The organism is Bacillus sp. EB600 (genome assembly GCF_024494385.1).
Taxonomy (GTDB): domain Bacteria; phylum Bacillota; class Bacilli; order Bacillales; family Cytobacillaceae; genus JAEVLT01.
Genome location: NZ_JAEVLT010000030.1, coordinates 20162 through 39835 on the forward strand (window position 1 = coordinate 20162; position 19674 = coordinate 39835).

General features: G+C 43.5%; 15 protein-coding genes. 2 read left to right on the forward strand and 13 right to left on the reverse strand.

Features of this window, described 5'->3' with window-relative positions:
• Positions 1-46: 46 nt before the first annotated feature.
• From fsa to JN080_RS21770, 3 genes are all read right to left on the reverse strand, one after another.
• Positions 47-697: a fructose-6-phosphate aldolase gene (gene fsa, locus JN080_RS21760; protein WP_256238073.1), complete on the reverse strand. Its 651-nt coding sequence runs from the start codon at positions 695-697 to the stop codon at positions 47-49.
• 110 nt (positions 698-807) lie between these two features.
• Positions 808-1665 (reverse strand): class II fructose-bisphosphate aldolase, encoded by an 858-nt coding sequence (locus JN080_RS21765; RefSeq protein ID WP_256238074.1) that lies wholly within the window; start codon positions 1663-1665, stop codon positions 808-810.
• 216 nt (positions 1666-1881) lie between these two features.
• A complete protein-coding gene (locus JN080_RS21770; RefSeq protein WP_256238102.1) occupies positions 1882-2214 on the reverse strand; it encodes a response regulator in 333 nt (110 codons plus the stop codon).
• 209 nt (positions 2215-2423) lie between these two features.
• On the opposite strand from JN080_RS21770, the gene JN080_RS21775 reads away from it, so the two are divergent.
• Complete coding sequence (locus tag JN080_RS21775) at positions 2424-2954, forward strand: DUF2529 domain-containing protein (protein ID WP_256238075.1); 531 nt, start codon at positions 2424-2426, stop codon at positions 2952-2954.
• A 499-nt stretch (positions 2955-3453) separates the two neighbouring features.
• Here JN080_RS21775 and JN080_RS21780 read toward each other — a convergent pair whose 3' ends face one another.
• The 10 genes from JN080_RS21780 to JN080_RS21825 all read right to left on the reverse strand — a co-directional run bounded on the left by JN080_RS21780 (position 3454) and on the right by JN080_RS21825 (position 18196).
• Complete coding sequence (locus tag JN080_RS21780) at positions 3454-5055, reverse strand: CTP synthase (protein WP_256238076.1); 1602 nt, start codon at positions 5053-5055, stop codon at positions 3454-3456.
• Between the two features lie 374 nt (positions 5056-5429).
• The gene (gene rpoE / locus JN080_RS21785; RefSeq protein WP_256238077.1) at positions 5430-6020 is read right to left on the reverse strand and encodes a DNA-directed RNA polymerase subunit delta; all 591 of its coding nucleotides are present in this window, start codon (positions 6018-6020) and stop codon (positions 5430-5432) included.
• A 121-nt stretch (positions 6021-6141) separates the two neighbouring features.
• On the reverse strand, positions 6142-6357 hold the full coding sequence (locus tag JN080_RS21790; protein WP_256238078.1) for a hypothetical protein: 216 nt from the start codon (positions 6355-6357) through the stop codon (positions 6142-6144).
• 458 nt (positions 6358-6815) lie between these two features.
• Positions 6816-10061: a fused isobutyryl-CoA mutase/GTPase IcmF gene (gene icmF / locus JN080_RS21795; protein WP_256238079.1), complete on the reverse strand. Its 3246-nt coding sequence runs from the start codon at positions 10059-10061 to the stop codon at positions 6816-6818.
• Between the two features lie 84 nt (positions 10062-10145).
• Positions 10146-10763, reverse strand: a complete 618-nt coding sequence (locus tag JN080_RS21800; RefSeq protein ID WP_256238103.1) for a TetR/AcrR family transcriptional regulator — start codon at positions 10761-10763, stop codon at positions 10146-10148.
• 129 nt (positions 10764-10892) lie between these two features.
• Positions 10893-12032 carry an acyl-CoA dehydrogenase gene (locus JN080_RS21805; RefSeq protein ID WP_256238080.1) on the reverse strand — a complete coding sequence of 380 codons (1140 nt, stop codon included), beginning with the start codon at positions 12030-12032 and terminating at the stop codon, positions 10893-10895.
• 213 nt (positions 12033-12245) lie between these two features.
• Positions 12246-13385 (reverse strand): acyl-CoA dehydrogenase, encoded by a 1140-nt coding sequence (locus tag JN080_RS21810; protein WP_256238081.1) that lies wholly within the window; start codon positions 13383-13385, stop codon positions 12246-12248.
• Positions 13386-13557: 172 nt separating this feature from the next.
• Positions 13558-14409 carry a 3-hydroxybutyryl-CoA dehydrogenase gene (locus JN080_RS21815; RefSeq protein WP_256238082.1) on the reverse strand — a complete coding sequence of 284 codons (852 nt, stop codon included), beginning with the start codon at positions 14407-14409 and terminating at the stop codon, positions 13558-13560.
• 209 nt (positions 14410-14618) lie between these two features.
• The gene (locus tag JN080_RS21820) at positions 14619-15806 is read right to left on the reverse strand and encodes an acetyl-CoA C-acetyltransferase (RefSeq protein ID WP_256238083.1); all 1188 of its coding nucleotides are present in this window, start codon (positions 15804-15806) and stop codon (positions 14619-14621) included.
• Positions 15807-16102: 296 nt separating this feature from the next.
• A complete protein-coding gene (locus tag JN080_RS21825) occupies positions 16103-18196 on the reverse strand; it encodes a (Fe-S)-binding protein (protein ID WP_256238084.1) in 2094 nt (697 codons plus the stop codon).
• Positions 18197-18457: 261 nt separating this feature from the next.
• Here JN080_RS21825 and cls point away from each other — a divergent pair, with 261 nt between their 5' ends.
• Positions 18458-19660 (forward strand): cardiolipin synthase, encoded by a 1203-nt coding sequence (gene cls / locus JN080_RS21830; RefSeq protein ID WP_256238085.1) that lies wholly within the window; start codon positions 18458-18460, stop codon positions 19658-19660.
• The last annotated feature ends 14 nt before the right edge of the window (positions 19661-19674 follow it).

Genomic DNA, 19674 nt, shown 5'->3' on the forward strand with positions numbered 1-19674 from the left:
AAACGATTTTCCCAGTAAAGACCACATATGGAACGAAAAATCATGCTTACGCGTTGTTGCGGCTTTCCCAATCCTTGAGGAATTGATCAATTCCTTTGTCCGTTAATGGGTGTTTGAATAAGGACATTAAGACTTTAAATGGAATGGTTGCAATATGCGCACCCCTTAGCGCAGCTTCTGTTACATGCATTGGATGGCGAATCGATGCTGCAATGATCTCTGTTTCAATCCCATGGACTACAAAAATTTCGGCAATTGTCGAAATCAGATCCAAGCCGTTTTGACCGATATCATCCAAGCGGCCAAGGAATGGTGAAACATAAGAAGCTCCAGCCCGGGCTGCAAGCAATGCCTGATTCGCATTAAAAATAAGTGTTACATTGGTTTTAATGCCTTCCTGTGCTAAAGCATGAACAGCCTTTAAGCCATCTGGAGTCATTGGAACCTTAACGGTAATGTTTGGTGCAATCGCAGCAAGTTCTTTCCCTTCTTTAATCATTCCTGCTGCATCAAGGGCAATTACTTCAGCACTAACAGACCCAGAAACGAGATCGGTAATTTCCTTTAAACGGTCATGGAAAGAGACATTTCCTTCTTTTGCTACAAGTGACGGATTCGTCGTTACTCCAGCTAATAGTCCAAGTGCATGTGCTTCACGAATTTCTTCGATGTTTGCTGTATCAATAAAAAATTTCACGCCAATTTCCTCCATTATTCAGTCTATTTTAACAATTTTATCAATTTGCTTAAAACACGCTGAAACCGCCCTCTTTTTAAGGACGGTTCCGAATGTCATTTTTCCGAAAATTATGCTTTGTTGGCTGAACCGAATTCGCGGATTTTACCAACAACTGTTTCTTTAACAGCATCGCGTAAAGGTCCTAAATATTTCCGTGGATCATACATATCCGGATTGGCAGCTAAAACTTCACGAACACGTTTCGCAGAAGCAATTTGGTTCTCCGTATTTACGTTGATTTTTGCCGTTCCAAGTGAAACTGATTTTTGTATATCCTTTGTTGGAATCCCTGTTCCACCATGAAGAACAAGTGGTAGCCCAATTATTTCCCCTATTTCTTCCATTTCTTTGAAACCAAGCTTCGGTTCACCTTTATATGGACCATGAACGGAACCTAGTGCTGGTGCAAGACAGTCAATACCTGTACGTTTAACTAGCTCTTCACATTCCTTTGGATCAGCATAAATAACACCTTCACCAATTACATCGTCTTCCTGGCCGCCGACTGTGCCAAGCTCTGCTTCAACAGAAACTCCTTTAGCGTGTGCATAATCAACCACTTTTGCAGTAACTTCAATATTTTCTTCAAATGGATGATGAGATGCATCAATCATGACAGATGTGAATCCGGCATCTACCGCTTCTTTACATTTATCAAAACTTGAACCATGGTCAAGATGAATGGCCACTGGAACAGTAATTTTATAATCTTCCATTAAACCTTCTACCATTTTTACCACTGTTTTAAAGCCGCCCATATAGCGACCTGCGCCTTCAGAAACACCAAGGATAACCGGTGATTTTTCCTCTTCAGCCGCTAATAAAATAGCTTGGGTAAACTCCAGGTTATTCAGGTTAAATTGCCCGACAGCGTAGTGCTCTGCTTTTGCCTTTTTCAACATCTCAGTCATTGAAACTAATGGCATTCCTTCTCCTCCTTAATATCGGCTGACATCCTTTCGGAAACAGAGGTTTTCCATATAAAGGATTTCCCTCATACTTGTAAATTATGTATTCCTCTTTACCTAGTAGAAAAGTCTGACAACCACTAAAAGTCCATCTGTAATCATATCAAAACAGAAGTAGAAATACCATAAATCCCACTTACTTTTTAAAGCTCACGAATGAAAGTGCTTGGAAAATTAGTTTGTTTTTTTCGCAAGGTTATTTTTTACTGCTGTCCGAATGTCATCGATATCAAATGGTTTGGCAAAATGAGTAATGGCTCCCAGATCCTTTGCTTCCTGAATCATGTCTAATTCCCCATAGGCCGTCATAATGATGACGCGAATATCCGGCTCGATCACTTTCATTCTTTTTAAAATTTCAATGCCATCCATGCCAGGAATTTTCATGTCCAACAAAACGAGATCCGGGTCATTGTTTTTCACAATTTCAAGAGCTTGAAGTCCATTGGCCGCCTGAAACGTTTCATACCCCTCTTTTTGAAATACTTCATTTAATAAAATTCGAATACCCTATTGATCATCAACGATTAAAATTTTCGCTTTCATCTTGCTGCCACCTCTTTCTCTATATTTTTAAACTATTATCCACTTTTCTATTCTCTATGTTATATTTCTATTTTATTTTGCGATTTCCTTCCTTAGGCTATTTCTATTTAAGCATTTTTCTGCTGCTTGTGTATAATAAACAGGTAAAATGTATGTTGCAGGAGGTTATTATGTTAAAAATGTTTACAACCCAATTAACAGGTTTATTCAAAAAAATCGTAGAAAATGAAGAATTCACTCTCGAGGATGGCGCTCGACTGCTTGCTCAAGCCCCCGCTGGAGATGGTTTTATTTACATTTTGGGTACAGCTGAAATGAAGGCCGTTGCCTTCGAGGCAATCGACGGAGCTGAGCCACTTCGTTATAGTAAAATAATCTCAGATCGTCGTTTGACCGAGCTTACGAGCTCAGACCGTGTTCTGCTCCTTTCACGCTTTTCAACCGATGAAGAAGCTGTCCGGGTTGCATTCCTGTTAGCTGAAAAAGGAATCCCGTTTGTGTCAGTGTGTTCGGTTTTGGACAAAGATGAAGCGGGCCCACTCATCACATTGGCCGATGTTCACATTGATCTTCACCTTACAAAACCTCTGCTGCCAGATGAAGAAGGAAACCGCTTTGGCTTTCCAGCTGCAATTGCTGCCCTGTACGTTTATCACTCCCTAAAATTCACGATCGACGAAATACTATCTGAATACCTATAAAATTTCGGAAGGCACTATTTTTTAATTGATAGTTCCTTCTTTTTTGGACATGTTCCTTCCTTTCTAGCACCTAATCTTCTGTTATGAACCATTTTCAGGAGGTTATGAACTATTTTGGTTCTGTTATGAACCATTTCGCCACAGTTATGAACCATTTTCCCATAGTTATGAGCATTTTGCCACTATCTGTTAATTAAAGTCCCCCGAAAACGTTTATTTTGTATATAAAAAGTGCCAGTCCCAAATTGATGGAACTGGCCACTCATTTCTAAATTTTTCCCTGTGTTAAACTTGTATGTTGATTTCCGCTCCAGGCGCGAGCGGTTCGCGGGCGTGCCGGGGAGCCTCCTGGGCCCCGTACTCCCGCAGGACATTGAATTGGCATCCTTGAAATAGCCCACGCACGAAGAAAATGCGATAGCATTTTCGAGGAGTCTTCGCGTCTTCCGCTCCAATCAACATAATGGCAAAATCAACAATGAGCTTTACCATTGCTTTATTATTTATTTAAGTTTAAAGATGCGTTGATAAATTCACGGAACAAGGCTTGAGGCCGAGTTGGTCTTGACCTAAGCTCTGGATGGAATTGGCATGCAACGAACCATGGGTGGTCTTTGAGCTCGATAATTTCCACTAAACGGCCGTCCGGGCTTGTCCCAGAGAAGACTAATCCCGATTGTTCCATTTGTTGACGGAATTGATTATTAAACTCATAACGGTGGCGATGGCGTTCGTAAACAACTGCTTCGCCATAAGCTGCATAAGCCTTAGAATCTTCTGCTAGTCGGCATGGGTACAAACCAAGTCTTAAAGTACCGCCTAAGTTTTCAATATCCTTTTGCTCAGGAAGCAGGTCAATAATTGGATATTTTGTTTCTGGATCAATTTCAGCAGTATGAGCCCCTTGCAGACCAAGCACATTGCGGGCATATTCAATCGTAGCAAGCTGCATGCCAAGGCAAATACCAAGGAATGGCTTTTTGTTTACTCGTGCATAATGGATTGCATGAATTTTTCCATCAATCCCGCGATCACCAAAACCGCCTGGAACTAGAATTCCATCTGCATCCTCAAGAAGTTCACCAACATTTTCAGCCGTTACATCTTCAGAATTTATCCAATTAATTTCAATATCCGTATCAAACGCATAGCCTGCATGACGAAGTGCTTCAACCACTGAAATATAGGCATCCTGGAGGGAAACGTATTTTCCGACTAATGCAATTTTCGTCAACTTGGAAAGATTGCGGACTTTATTAACTAATTGCGTCCATTCTGTCATATCTGCTTCTTGGGTAATCAATTTTAAATGATCACAAACAATCTGATCCATATTTTGTGCTTGAAGTGCTAATGGAACGGCATAAAGGGTATCTGCATCCAAACACTCAATCACAGCATTTTTATCAATATCACAGAATAAAGCAATTTTATCCTTCATATCTTGGGAAATCGGCATTTCAGTCCGTGCGACGATAATGTTCGGCTGAATTCCTAGACTGCGCAGTTCTTTTACACTGTGCTGGGTCGGCTTTGTTTTCATTTCCCCTGCTGCTTTAATATATGGAATCAGAGTACAGTGGATGTACAACACGTTTTCGCTGCCGATATCACTTTTGATTTGGCGAATCGCTTCAAGGAATGGCAAGGATTCAATATCTCCTACTGTTCCGCCAATCTCAGTGATCACAACATCTGCATTTGTTTCTTTGCTAGACAGGAAGACACGTTCCTTGATTTCATTGGTGATATGTGGAATTACTTGAACTGTCCCGCCTAAATAATCACCACGGCGCTCTTTTTTAAGCACGCTTGAGTAAATTTTTCCTGTTGTTACGTTATTGTACTTCGTTAAATTTGTATCAATAAAACGTTCATAATGGCCTAGATCCAAGTCTGTTTCCGCACCGTCATCTGTGACAAACACTTCACCATGCTGGTACGGGCTCATTGTTCCCGGGTCAAGGTTAATATACGGATCAAATTTTTGAATGGTGACGCTCAGGCCTCTATTTTTTAAGAGCCGGCCTAATGATGCAGCCGTAATCCCTTTCCCAAGAGATGAAACGACACCGCCTGTTACAAATATATACTTTGACATAAATGATTCCCCCTCAATTACAGTTTGTACATTATCTAATTTGTTTAAGGCACTTTTTAAAAAATTTATTTTCTCTGTCCGTTCGACAGCTTTCGCAATGGACATGAAACGAAAAATAATAAAAGTGGTGTGAGCGAAGCTATTCAATACCAAGATTGAGGATATACACCTATAAATATCTCTCAAACGGGATATTATGATCTGTTTTTTCGAAGCTCCGCTCCTTTTCCACACAAAATAAAAAAGCACCCCGCTTACACTAAGTAAAGGGAGCGCTTATTAACAATTGTGAATCGTTCGTTCCTTTATAAGGAGCCCAAAAAGTATTCTACAAGTGCAAATTAAAAAAGTCAAGATGATTTAAAAGGACAGACCTATTTGTGACCTTCCTCATCATCGTCTGCTTCTAGATCCTCCTCATCCAACTCTTCATCAATGTCTTCATCTAATTCATCTTCGTCAAGATCGAAATCTTCTTCGTCGTCAATAACATCATCATCGTCATCAAATTCATCGTCAACATCGTCAACGTCATCAAGATCATCATCAAGAAGATCAACTTCGTCTTCTTCCTCTGCAAAATCATCGACATCATCATAATCGAAATCTTCGTCAACTGCATCGAAGTCTTCGATTTCCTCATCAACGACTTTCTTCGCCTTTTTCTTTTTCGGTTTAGCGTGTGTGACCACATCTTCTTCAGTTGTATCAACAGGGTACCAGACACGGAGACCCCAACGGTTCTCACCAAGAGCAAGGAACCGGCCATCTATATTCAAATCAGTATAAAATTGGGCAATTCTTCTTCTTACCTCTTCATCTGAAAGACTAAGAGCCGTTGTCATTTGACTCATTAAGTCGTTGAAGGACATCGGTTGTTTTGTGCTTTTTAAATAATCATAGGCAATTTCAATTAAGGACATCTCATGTAACTGCTCTTTGGAATAATGCTGCTTTATACTCAATTCCGGCACTTCCTTTCTCTATTCGCACTCATGACTTGAGTGCATAACGGGCCGTTCAGGGAATATTATCCCAGAATGCATATTCTTCATTATAAACAAATTTTTACTGTTTATGCTAGTTCTATCTGCTGTTTCGCTTGATTTTTTCTTTCTTTTCATGTTTCGATTTTGGTTGATTATTCTGTTTAAACCTTTTTACTTCCTTAATGGTTACAACAAGAAAGAAAACTGCCAACAATAAAAAAGGAATCGCACCTAATTGTCGTTGATACAGATCATAAAACGGCCAGGCAAAAATTATTAACACTCCGACAAAAATAACATACGTTTTCTTCACGTTTCCCACCTGCCTGGTTCACACATAAATTTATCCCGCTTTAACGGGCAGTAAGACCCCCATAGACTTATGCAGAAAAACAAGGATAAGTGGTGGTCAACTGCCCGTAAAAGTCCGATTGGTTCATCTAACCAACAGTGGGGATGAAAAAACCCCACTGTTGGAAGTTTCACTTTATCTAGTAAGATTATATAGGAAAAACAAATTATAGCATACAACAAAAGCGGAAGCACCCGAATTAAGGAACGTCGACTAAAACCCGCCACGTCCTGTGGCGAACGTCGACGTCAGCACATCCTGTGCAAGTCCGACAGGACTGGAGTACACCGACTGAGATAAAGGAAACACGAAGGGCGTAAGCGCATTCGTGCTTGACTTATCGTAGGGAGGCGGGCGAAGTACACAGTCGCTGGGGGCTGCAGCTAGACGAGAAAAAAACAATGGCAACCTGCCATTGTCTACATATTTCTGCGGTATTGTCCGCCTACCTCGTAGAGTGCATGGGTAATTTGGCCAAGGCTTGCCACCTTTACTGCCTCCATTAAGGCAGCAAAAATATTGCCGTTCTTCACTGCTGTTTCCTTCAGTTTCTGGAGCACCTTTTCTGTGCTATCTTTATGCTGTGTTTGGAATTCACGTAAATTGTGAATCTGCAATTCCTTTTCCTCCTGCGACGCTCTGGCAACCTCCATATTGTTGATTGCTTCTGTAGAAGGTGGTTTTGGATTTACATACGTATTCACACCAATAATCGGCAATTCTCCCGAATGCTTTTTCATCTCATAGTACATCGACTCATCCTGAATTTTGCCGCGTTGGTATTGCGTCTCCATTGCACCCAGCACGCCGCCTCGATCATTGATCCGTTCAAATTCCTGGAGAACCGCTTCTTCGACAAGGTCTGTAAGCTCTTCAATGATAAACGAGCCCTGGAGCGGATTCTCATTTTTCGTTAAACCATGTTCCTTGGTAATAATCATTTGAATCGCCATCGCCCGGCGCACCGATTCCTCCGTTGGTGTTGTAATCGCTTCATCATAAGCGTTTGTATGAAGTGAATTACAATTATCCTGCAAAGCCATCAACGCCTGTAAGGTTGTGCGAATGTCATTAAAATCAATTTCCTGAGCATGGAGCGAGCGTCCTGATGTTTGAACATGATACTTTAGCTTTTGACTGCGTTCATTTGCACCGTATTTGTCACGCATAACGGCAGCCCAAATGCGGCGGGCAACGCGGCCGATCACCGTATACTCCGGATCCAGCCCATTTGAGAAAAAGAACGATAAATTCGGTGCAAAGTCATCAATATGCATGCCGCGGCTTAGATAATATTCTACATACGTAAAGCCATTTGACAGGGTGAATGCCAGCTGTGAAATTGGATTCGCACCAGCCTCAGCAATATGATAGCCGGAGATCGAAACGGAATAATAATTGCGGACCTGGTGGTCGATAAAGTATTGCTGGATATCTCCCATCATCCTCAAGGCAAATTCCGTTGAGAAAATACAGGTGTTTTGCCCTTGGTCCTCTTTTAAAATATCAGCCTGGACAGTACCCCTCACTGTCTTTAAAGTGTAGGCCTTTACCTGATCTAATTCCGCTTCGGTTAATGTGCGGCCAAGTTCAGCCTGCTTTTTGTCAATCTGCTGATCGATTGCGGTATTCATGAACATTGCTAAAATAATCGGTGCCGGACCATTGATGGTCATCGACACAGAGGTGGACGGGTGGCACAAATTAAAGCCGGCATATAGCTTTTTCATATCAGCAAGCGTACAGACATTTACCCCGCTTTCGCCCACCTTTCCATAAATATCGGGACGATAATCCGGATCTTCCCCGTAAAGTGTGACTGAGTCAAACGCTGTGCTTAGGCGCTTTGCCGAATCATCCTTTGACAAATAATGAAAGCGGTGGTTGGTTCGCTCCGGTGTACCTTCACCAGCAAATTGCCGTTTGGGATCTTCTCCTTCCCGCTTAAACGGAAACACTCCAGCTGTAAATGGAAAAGATCCGGGAACATTTTCGCGATACACCCAACGGATGATTTCGCCGTAATCCTTATACCGTGGCAGCAGAACCTTAGGAATATCGAGCCCTGACAGTGTTTTTGTTTTTAAAACCGTAATAATTTCTTTATCTCGACCGCGTGTGATAAGCCGGTCCCGCTTATAGTCGGCTTTCAATTGTTCCCAGCAAGCAAGGATTTTTTTCGATTCAGCAGTTAACTTTGCTTCTGTTTCTTTCCTAATTACTTCCAAGGAAGCAAGCACTTCAGTGTTAACTTCCTTCTCACTCACAGCGGTGATTGCTCCTTCGAGCTGAAACAGCTTGCGTGCAAGGTTTGCCTGCTCCTCAGCTTTTTTGTGATAACGCCGGACCGTATCGGAGATTTCCCGCAAATAATAGCGGCGGTCATTCGGAATAATCACATTTTGCTTTTCAACTTTTGCTTCTTTGCTAAAAGAAGTACACCAACTTGTACCGGCTTTTTCATTGACTTTTTCAATTAGGGCGGCAAAAAGGGCATTTGTTCCCTGATCATTAAACTGACTGGCGATCGTCCCATATACCGGCATTTGTTCAAGATCCTTTTCAAAGAGGAGATGGCTGCGCTGGTATTGCTTTTGAACCTGCCTTAATGCATCCTCTGACCCTTTGTGCTCGAATTTATTGATAACGATTAAATCAGCAAAATCGATCATATCAATTTTTTCTAACTGGGTAGGGGCACCAAATTCACTTGTCATCACGTACAGGGCCACATCGCCAATCTCGATGATTTCTGCATCACCCTGACCAATCCCGCTCGTCTCGACGATAACGAGGTCAAAGCCGGCTGCCTTCACAACTGCAACCGCATCCTTTATTGCCAGCGACAATTCACTTTTCGACAACCTTGTCGCAAGGCTGCGCATATAAACACGCTCATTAAAAATGGCATTCATACGAATCCGGTCGCCTAACAGCGCACCACCGGTTTTTTGCTTTGTCGGGTCGACCGATAAAATTGCTACTTTTTTCTCAGGTATTTCATTGATAAAGCGGCGGATCAATTCATCAGTCAGCGAGCTTTTTCCGGCTCCGCCTGTTCCGGTAATGCCAATAACAGGTGCCGGCTTCACCAGTGACCTAACCTTTTCAATCACAGCAGACGTTTCTTTATTTGGATTTACGTTCAACTCCGCAAGGGTGATCAGCTTGGCAACCGCGTTCACATCTCCTGCTTGCAGATTTTCCAACTGCCCGGGTGCATTCTCGGAAAAATCACATTCGGCCAGCATCCGGTTAATCATGCCCTGCAAACCCATGACACGTCCGTCCTCCGGCGAAAAAATCCACGCAATTCCATAGTCATGGAGTTCATCAATTTCCCGCGGCAGGATCACACCGCCGCCGCCGCCGTAGATGCGAATATGCGAAGCTCCTTTTTCCTTCAATAAATCAACCATGTATTTAAAATATTCAACATGTCCACCTTGATAAGATGAAATGGCAATTCCCTGAACATCTTCCTGAATAGCAGCATTGACCACTTCTTTAGCTGAGCGGTTATGACCAAGATGTATGACCTCTGCTCCGCTTGCCTGCAAAATTCTTCTCATAATATTAATTGAGGCGTCATGTCCATCAAACAAACTTGAGGCTGTTACAAAGCGAATATGATTCTGTGGCTTATAAATTTCCGGTGTACTCATCCTTCTCCCCCGATCATGAACAAAAGTGTAAGCGCCCGTCAAGTTCCACATTGTTTATCCGTTAATAAAGGCCGGATTAAAATTTTATTTTATTCCAGAAAACAGCAGTTTGGTTTGCAGTTCAATATATTCTTCTAATGTATATTGCTTTTGCATTGCCCAGCGGCGGAAGCCCCACATTTGCCCTAATACGAAGATATTGTGGGCCATTAATTCCACTTCACGCTCTGATAAGTGCAGTTCCCCATTGTCAACACATTTTCTGAGTACGCTTTCAAACATGCCGACCATTTCTGTTTCTTTTTCAAAAATATAATGCTGAGCATCCCTTGACAGTGATTTCGTCTCCTGATAGAGCACCAGAAACTCGGTTTGCATCTCATTAACAATCGTAAAATAATATGCAATCCCAAGCTTAAGGCTTAGTAATGTTCCCTTTTGCTGGCCAAGATCCTTCCCAAGGCGGCTGCTCACATTTTCATATATACTATCACAAACAAGGAACAGAATATCATCCTTTGTGCGAATATACTCGTATAACGTTCCGATACTGAATCCCGCAGCCCGGGCAATTTCTCTTGTTGTTGTTCCATGAAAGCCTTTTGTTTTAAACAGAGCAACTGCCCCTTTAATCATTTGATCACGCCTTTTTTGAATAAGGCGTTCATCTTTAACAGAGGTTTTTACCTCCCGCTTTTTGATAACCGTTTTTTCCAACGGCCAATCCCCCTTTGTTACCGTATATCATGTTTCATTTTCAGCTGCATCGCGACATGAAGCGCTGAATTTCTTATCGTCTAGGAAATTATAAAATAGTTTTCGCCTTTGTATTTACTTTGTCAGCATTCTCGAGATAACAAGACGCTGAATTTCCTGGGTTCCCTCATATATTTGGGTAATTTTGGCATCGCGCATGAATCGCTCAACAGGGTAGTCTTTCGTATATCCGTATCCGCCAAAAATTTGCACCGCTTCCGTGGTCACCCTCATTGCTGCATCACCGGCAAACAGCTTCGACATCGCTGATTCCTTGCCATAAGGCAGCCCATTCGACTCCAGCCATGCAGCTTGGTAGGTTAAGAGTCTCGCCGCTTCAATACTCGTTGCCATATCAGCCAGCTTAAAGCTTATTCCTTGATTTGCTGCAATCGGCTTGCCAAATTGCTCGCGCTCGCGGGCATAATCAACCGCTGCATCTAATGCACCCTGGGCAATCCCTACAGCCTGGGCCGCGATACCGTTTCGTCCGCCATCAAGCGTCATCATTGCAATTTTAAAACCATCACCTTCTGCACCAAGCCGATTTGCAACAGGAACCCTGCATTCTTGAAAAATAATTTCCGTCGTCGGTGACGAGCGTATCCCCAGCTTCTTTTCTTTTTTTCCAACGGAAAAGCCCGGGAAGTCTGATTCAATGATAAAGGCGCTAATGCCCTTTTGTTTTTGATTTGGGGCGATTAAGGCAAACACGACGTAGATATCGGCAACCCCGCCGTTGGTAATGAAGATTTTTGACCCATTCAGGATATAATGGTCACCCTCCAAGCGGGCTGTTGTTCTCATTGCGCCCGAATCTGAACCGCTGCCAGGCTCGGTTAAGCCATAGCCGCCGATTTTCTTACCCTCCGCCATAGGCCGCAGGTATGTTTGCTTTTGGTCCTCGGAACCAAATTTATAGATTGGCCAGCCGGCCAGTGATGTATGCGCTGAAAGTGTCACACCCGTTGAGGCGCAGACCCTTGACAGCTCTTCGACCGCGATGCAATAGGCTAGATAATCACTGCCAATTCCACCGTACTCCTCCGGCCACGGAATTCCGGTTAAGCCAAGCTCCGCCATTTGCTCAAAAATCCCCCGTTCAAAGCGCTCGTTTTCATCCCGTTCGCCAGCAGTTGGTGCCACTTCATTACGGGCAAAATCACGTACCATTTTGCGAATCATCTCATGCTCTTCCGATAATTGAAAGTTCATAGTAAGAATCCTCCTAGGAATTCGATATTTTACGGTTTTCGTTCAGCTATTCCGCTGGTTTTTCGTTTTTTTTGGTTACGATTCCGCGTAATTTGTGATTTATTCCGCGCGGTTCATAATTTTTTCCATTAACACCACATTTTGTTTGCTTTTTTGGAGCTGCTTCTGGCTTAGATGAAAACTACAAAGTGAGGCTCTTTATCAAAAATTTGCTCAATTAGAGAGCAGTTGTTTGCTGATGACAATTCGTTGGATTTCACTTGTTCCTTCATAAATTTCGGTTATTTTGGCATCGCGGAAATAGCGTTCGACCGGATAATCCTCGGTATAACCATAACCGCCATAAACTTGGATGGCTTCCGTTGCGGCTTCAACCGCTGTCCTTGAAGCAAATAGCTTCGCAGTCGACGCCTCAAAACTGCATTTTTGGCCTTGTTCCTTTAATGATGCAGCACGGTAGAGTAATAGTTTGGCTGCTTCAACGCTTGTCGCCATATCTGCCAGCTTAAAGGCTACTCCCTGCTGGGCAGCAATTGGTTTGCCAAACTGCTGGCGGCCTTTTGCATAGTCAACTGCGGCATCTAGAGCCGCTTCAGCAATTCCTACAGCCTGGGCAGCAATGCCGATCCGTCCGATATCAAGGTTGGCCATCGCGATTTTAAAGCCTTCTCCTTCTGTACCAAGCATATTTTCCGCAGGAACCCTCATATTTTCAAAAGACAGCTGGACGGTTCTTGATCCATGCAGACCCATTTTCCGTTCATCTTTACCGACCACAAAGCCAGGTGTATTTTTTTCCACAATAAATGCGGTGATGCCTTTGCTTCTCAAGTCCGGATTGGTCGAGGCAAACACGATATAAACATCGGCTTCACCGCCATTGGTAATAAACATTTTCGACCCATTCATAATGTAATCATTTCCGTCTTTCACTGCCCTGGTCTTCAAGCCAGAAGCGTCCGATCCTGAGCTGGACTCGGTCAAGCAAAAGGCCCCTAAATATTCACCTGCCGCAAGCTTTGGCACATATTTTTGCTTTTGCGATTCAGTTCCAAAGGAGAGGATTGGGTTTGTACATACAGAGGTATGGACGGAGAGGATCACTCCAACAGTTGCACTAACCCGGGAAAGTTCGTGAATTGCCATGATATAAGAGATAAAATCCATCCCCGCTCCACCATATTTTTCCGGCACTGGAATGCCCATTAGACCCAGTTCACCCATTCTGCGAAGGATCTCGGTTGGAAACTGTCCCTGTTCCATTTTTTCAATAAATGGGACAATTTCACTTTGGGCAAAATCACGAACCATCTTTCTCAACATTTCTTGTTCTTCAGTAAATGTTAGCTTCACCCCTGACGCCCCCTCACTATATGTCTTCCTGCGGGTTAAAAATATTGAATTCTATTTTGTAAAGATCACAATTTGAACTGTACTGATTCCCTGGTATGTCAAATTGATCCGTGTGCTATTATGTAACAGTGGGAACAGTGCATTTCTGTCCCCATCGTTTATTCTTATATTCTTATTCGTAGCTGTAAAAACCCCGGCCAGTTTTGCGGCCAAGCCAGCCGGCTTTGACATACTTACGCAGCAACGGACAAGGGCGATATTTTGAATCGCCGAGGCCTTCGTGAAGGATTTCCATAATAGACAAGCAGGTATCGAGCCCAATAAAATCAGCTAAAGTAATTGGTCCCATCGGGTGATTCATCCCCAGCTTCATCACATCGTCAATGGCTTCCTTTGTTGCTACGCCTTCATACAAGGTATAAATGGCTTCATTAATCATTGGCAAAAGGATCCGATTGGAGATAAACCCTGGGAAATCATTGACCTCAACCGGGACCTTGCTCAGCGTTTTTGTCATCGCTGCAATTGTTTCGTACACCTCATCTGCAGTTGCCAAGCCGCGAATGATTTCAACTAATTTCATCACTGGGACAGGATTCATAAAATGCATGCCAATGACCTTTTCCGGACGCTTTGTGACGGCAGCAATTTCAGTAATTGGCAAAGAGGATGTATTGCTCGCTAAAATCGCGTGGGCTGGGGCAATTTGATCGAGCTGTTCAAATATTTTTGACTTAATTTCCATGTTTTCAACTGCTGCTTCGATGACAAGGTCAACATTTGCAGCATCCGTTACGTTTGTAGAAGCCGTAATTCGCCCGATAATTTCTTGTTTTTGGTCAGCTGAGATTCTCCCCTTTTCAACCTGCCTGCCAAGATTTTTATTGATCACATTGAAGCCGCGCTCGACGAATTCCGGCTTCAGGTCATTTAAATAAACCTGATAGCCTGCTTCAGCACAAACCTGGGCAATCCCTGAGCCCATTTGGCCAGCTCCAATTACCATCATCTTCTCAATCTTCATTTTTTCTCCTCCTTCTTTGAAAAATCTACTAATCTGGGATTCTTGTATTGTATATAAAGCAAGAAGTTGGCTGATTCCGCCAATTTGGACCATTATTTCGCCGATTTTTAAATTATTTCGCCGAACTGGACGATTATTTCGCCAAAAGCAGGAACAATTTCGCCAATCCAACTCATTATTTCGCCAATTGATTTTTACCTCGCTGATTATTAAGCCTTCGGCACCTCTATCATGACGGCATCACCCTGGCCGCCGCCGCTGCAAATGGCTGCAATGCCGATGCCGCCGCCGCGGCGTTTTAGTTCGTGCATTAACGTAATAATAATCCGCGCTCCGCTAGCACCGATTGGGTGACCTAAGGCAATTGCGCCCCCATTGACATTTAGCTTCTCCGGATCAAGGCCGGCAATCTTTATGCTTGCCAACGCTACGGATGCAAAGGCTTCATTGATTTCAAACAGATCAATGTCCGCCACTGATTTTCCTGTTTTACTCAAAAGCTCATTAATGACCAGTCCCGGTGTTTTCGGAAAGTCCTTCGCTTCAGCAGCAATTGCAGCATGTCCGAGAATGATTGCTTCCGGCTTTCTTCCCTCTTGTAGGGCGCGCTCTTCGCTCATTAGAACGAGCGCGGCTGCGCCGTCATTCACTCCAGGTGCATTGCCGGCAGTAATCGTCCCGTCAAAGTTAAACACAGGTGCGAGCTTGGAAAGCCGTTCAATTGAAGCGTCGCCTCGCGGTGCTTCGTCATGGGCGACAACAAGCGGGTCTCCTTTTCGCTGCGGCACTGTAAGAGGAATGATTTCCTCGGCTAGCCTTCCGCTTTCAATTGCGGCAACTGTGCGCTTGTGGCTTCTTAATGCCCATTGATCCTGCTCTTCACGGCTGATCTCCAGTTCCTTCGCTACCTGATTTCCATATGTCCCCATATGAACACCAGTAAAGCTGCAGGTTAACCCATCGTAGATCATTAAATCACGTACAGACGAATCGCCCATTCTTAAGCCCCATCTTGCCTTTGGAAGTATGTAGGGAGCGTTGCTCATTGACTCCATTCCGCCTGCAACGATTATGTCTTCGTCACCAACCCTGATGATTTGATCCGCCAGCGTAACACTGCGCATTCCTGATGCACAAACCTTGTTGATTGTTTCTGTTTTCACTTCCCACCCAAGTCCCGCATGTCTTGCTGCCTGCCGGGATGGAATCTGCCCTTGTCCACCCTGTAGAACCGTTCCAAGAATGACTTCTTGCACATCTTCAGAGCCTACCTCCGCGCGTTCTAACGCTTCTTTTACAACAATTCCGCCTAATTCTGCGGCAGTGAAGCTGCTTAATGCTCCCCCAAGCTTTCCAAACGGAGTTCTGACACCGCTTAAGATGACTGTTCTTTTCATATCCATCCCTCTTCCCTTTATAATAATGTCTAGACCTGACGCACAGGACGTGCTATTGAAGACGTTCGCCACAGGACATGACGTATTTTACTTCGTGTGCTTGTGTTTTCCTTATGACCGAACGCTCGCTCAAACGATTTGGAAACGTTTCCTCACTTATTCTCTATTTTTGCATAAAAGAAAACAGAAGTCGATATCTTACTATTTACAATATTCAACAGATTCCGACTTCTGTCTATATTTAATTTACCTATTCAACAAATTCCGACTCAATTACTGACAATTGCGCTGAAAATTTAACTGCCGCATACCGCTTTTTCAAGCAGCTCTGCAACATCGTAGGTCTTCACCTGATCTTCTACTTCTTTTGCTTTCGTTCCATCAGACAGCATCGTTAAGCAATATGGACACCCGGAACTGATAACAGTAGGCTTGACAGCAAGCGCTTGCTCAGTTCTTGCTATATTGATGCGGTGGCCTGTTTCTTCCTCCATCCACATTAAGCCGCCCCCTGCCCCACAGCACATGCCTGTTTCACGATTTCTTTCCATTTCCACAAGCGTAACGCCAGGGATTGCTTTTAGAATTTCGCGCGGCGGATCAAACACTTCGTTGTACCGGCCTAAGTAGCAGGAATCGTGGAAGGTAATCGTTTCCTTGACCTCGTACTTTGGAATAAGTCTGCCTTCCTTGACAAGCTCTGCCAACAGCTCAGTATGATGGTACACCTCTGCCGTTAAGCCGAAATCAGGATATTCATTTTTGAATGTGTTATAAGCATGCGGGTCAATCGTGACGATCTTCTTTACCTCACTCTTTTCCATTTCCTCAATATTTTTCGTTGCCATCTCTTGGAATAGAAACTCATTGCCAAGACGTCTTGCGGTATCCCCAGAGTTTTTCTCCTTGTTGCCAAGGATTGCAAACTTTACACCTGCTTCGTTTAGAAGCTTGGCAAAAGCAATCGCAATTTTCTGACTGCGGTTATCGTAGGAGCCCATCGAGCCGACCCAGAAAAGGTATTCAAACTCTTCACCGGCCTTGCTGACTTCTTTGACGGTTGGAATCGTGACTCCCTCTGCCGTCTCGCGCCAACTTTCCCGTTCTTTTCTGTTTAAGCCCCATGGATTTCCTTGGCGCTCAATGTTTTGGATCGCACGCTGGGCATCCGGGTTCATTTTTCCTTCTGTTAGCACAAGAAAGCGGCGCAGGTCGATAATTTTTTCGACATGCTCGTTCATGACTGGGCACTGGTCCTCACAATTTCGGCAGGTTGTGCACGCCCAGATTTCTTCTTCCGTAATGACATCGCCAATTAGGCTTGGATTGTAAACCGACGTTGCGGCGGCTTCTTGGGCCCCGCTGCCTGCTGCTGCAAGTGCCAACTGATTCCCTTTTGTATTTGCAAAGGCAAACTTTGGCACCCATGGCTGTTTGGACGTTACGGCGGCACCATAATTGGTTAGATGGTCGCGCAGCTTAAGCATGAGATCCATTGGAGACAACATTTTCCCTGTCCCGGTCGCCGGACACATATTGGTACAGCGTCCGCATTCTACACAAGCATATAAATCAACGAGCTGCAGCTGCGTAAAGTCCTCAATTTTCCCAACACCAAAGGACTCCTGTGATTCGTCTTCAAAATTAATGGCCTTTAGCTTGCCCGGATTTTCCAAACGGTTTAAATAAACGTTAGCCGGCCCGGCAAGTAAGTGGGCATGCTTGGATTGCGGTACATAAACTAAGAATGATAGCAAGAAGATTAAATGCAGCCACCAGGCAATGTAATAAATGGTGATTGCTGCTGTTTTACCAATCGCTGCAAGTGTTATTGAAATGAGCGACGCAACAGGCTCCGCCCACGTTGCTTCTTCACCGTGCCAGATCATGCCCATCCCATTGCCAACTAGAACAGCAACCATTAAGCCGCCGATAAAAATTAACACTAGCCCCGACTTAAAATTCCGTTTCAAACGGACAAGCTTTTCGATATAGCGGCGGTAAAAGGCCCACACAACTGCTACTAAAATGACCAAAGTGACGATTTCCTGAAAAAAAGTAAAAGCCGGATACAGTGGTCCCAGCGGGAGATGTGAGCCGGGCTTTATCCCATTCCAAATGAAATCAACCGCACCAAATTGGACAAGCAGGAAGCCGTAAAAAAACATAACGTGTATAGCTCCGCTTTTTTTGTCCTTTAATAATTTTTTCTGGCCAAACACATTGACCCAGATTTTTCCGAGCCGCTGTTTTACATCATTGTCAAACTCTGTCTTCTTGCCAAGTTTAATGTATTCGATTCGCGTTTTTACGACGTAAACGAATAGGCTAATACCGTAAGCGGTTACAGCAAGGAAAGCAATGAAGTTAATCCACAATAACCCATTCAAATGATTCGCCTCTTTTCCTCTATTTTTTAAAAATGTCCTGAAATATTTTTAAACTACAAAATTTTCAGAATAGTCTTCTTATTCTTTATTATAAATTGAGTGAACCTTCAGTCAACCGTTTTAACTTGATTTTTTGCAAATTAATAGGAAAAGCACATTCAGGTCATCATATTGGTAAGGAATATTTCAATTGGTTGGGCAAACCCATTCAGGAAATGGCGCCCGTTAATGCGGGATCAATGCTTGGAGGAGATTATTGAAATGACGTTCACGCTTATTCTAATCACGATCATTTTCATCATCGTTATTTGGCTTTTTATTGACTTTCACCTCGGCAGAAACAAGCACACTAAGCTGGTCAGAAATAGTGAATCCGCCTTTCTTTATGGACAATTGGATATTTTCCCGCATGGCCCTGAGCTTATGGCCGATTATTTTCAGCAATTGCAGCAGGCAAAATCCCATATTCATGTGCTCTTTTACATTTTAAAAAACGACCAGATCAGCCAGGAATTTTTCTCGATTTTAAAAAAGAAAGCCCTGGAAGGTGTCAAAGTTCGGCTTTTACTTGACCAGCTTGGCAGCCATAAGGTATCAAAAAAGATGGCTGCAGCGCTCAAAGACGCCGGTGTCGAATTTGCTTACAGTAATCGAACCCGTTTTCCCTATTTGTTTTATTCCTCACAGGTGCGCAATCACCGCAAAATCTCGATTATCGATGGTACGATCGCCTATCTGGGCGGCTTTAATATTTCCAAGGAATACATTGATCAGGATCCTAAGCTAAGCCCATGGCGCGACTATCATTTAAAAATAACCGGGGAATCCGTGCCGTTCATCCAGCGGGTGTTTTTGACGGATTGGCAGGAGTATGCAGGTGTTAATTTGCTAGGGGTTGATGCCCTCTTTCCGAAAAATAATCCTGGAGACGTTAAACACCAGCTAAGTGCAACAGAAGCTGGTCAGCTTGAGGGTACGTATCTAAAGCTGATTAGGGGGGCGGAAACGTCGATTCTCATTGGTACTCCCTATTTTATTCCAAGTGATCGGATTTTTGCTGAATTACTGGCAGCTGTCCGGCGCGGGGTTCGACTTGTGATCATTGTCCCTTTTAAGACCGACCATATTCTTGTCCGTGAAGCATCCTACCGCTATCTGCGCCGCCTTTTAAAGGAAGGTGCTGAGGTTTTTGAATTTAAAAATGGGTTCTATCATGCAAAAACCTGCATCGTTGATGAAAAAATTTGCGATATTGGAACAGCCAATTTTGATAAAAGAAGCTTTTTTTTAAACAAAGAAATCAACTGCTATATTTATGACCCACCGTTTATTTCCAGATTTCAGGACATTATCCAAAAGGATCTACTCGATTCCAAGCCATTATTGTTAGCCGATCTTACCAAACCAAACCTGTTCCGCTCCATTAAGGAAGGCATTGCCGGGGCAATATCATATTTTTTATAAAAGGGGCTGCCACT

Coding starts and splice junctions, on each gene's coding strand:
- JN080_RS21815 (WP_256238082.1), bottom strand. CDS start 14,409: ATGAAGATTGAGAAGATGATGGTAATTGGAGCTGGCCAAATGGGCTCA.
- cls (WP_256238085.1), top strand. CDS start 18,458: ATGACGTTCACGCTTATTCTAATCACGATCATTTTCATCATCGTTATT.
- JN080_RS21780 (WP_256238076.1), bottom strand. CDS start 5,055: ATGTCAAAGTATATATTTGTAACAGGCGGTGTCGTTTCATCTCTTGGG.
- JN080_RS21820 (WP_256238083.1), bottom strand. CDS start 15,806: ATGAAAAGAACAGTCATCTTAAGCGGTGTCAGAACTCCGTTTGGAAAG.
- JN080_RS21805 (WP_256238080.1), bottom strand. CDS start 12,032: ATGAACTTTCAATTATCGGAAGAGCATGAGATGATTCGCAAAATGGTA.
- JN080_RS21775 (WP_256238075.1), top strand. CDS start 2,424: ATGTTAAAAATGTTTACAACCCAATTAACAGGTTTATTCAAAAAAATC.
- JN080_RS21765 (WP_256238074.1), bottom strand. CDS start 1,665: ATGCCATTAGTTTCAATGACTGAGATGTTGAAAAAGGCAAAAGCAGAG.
- icmF (WP_256238079.1), bottom strand. CDS start 10,061: ATGAGTACACCGGAAATTTATAAGCCACAGAATCATATTCGCTTTGTA.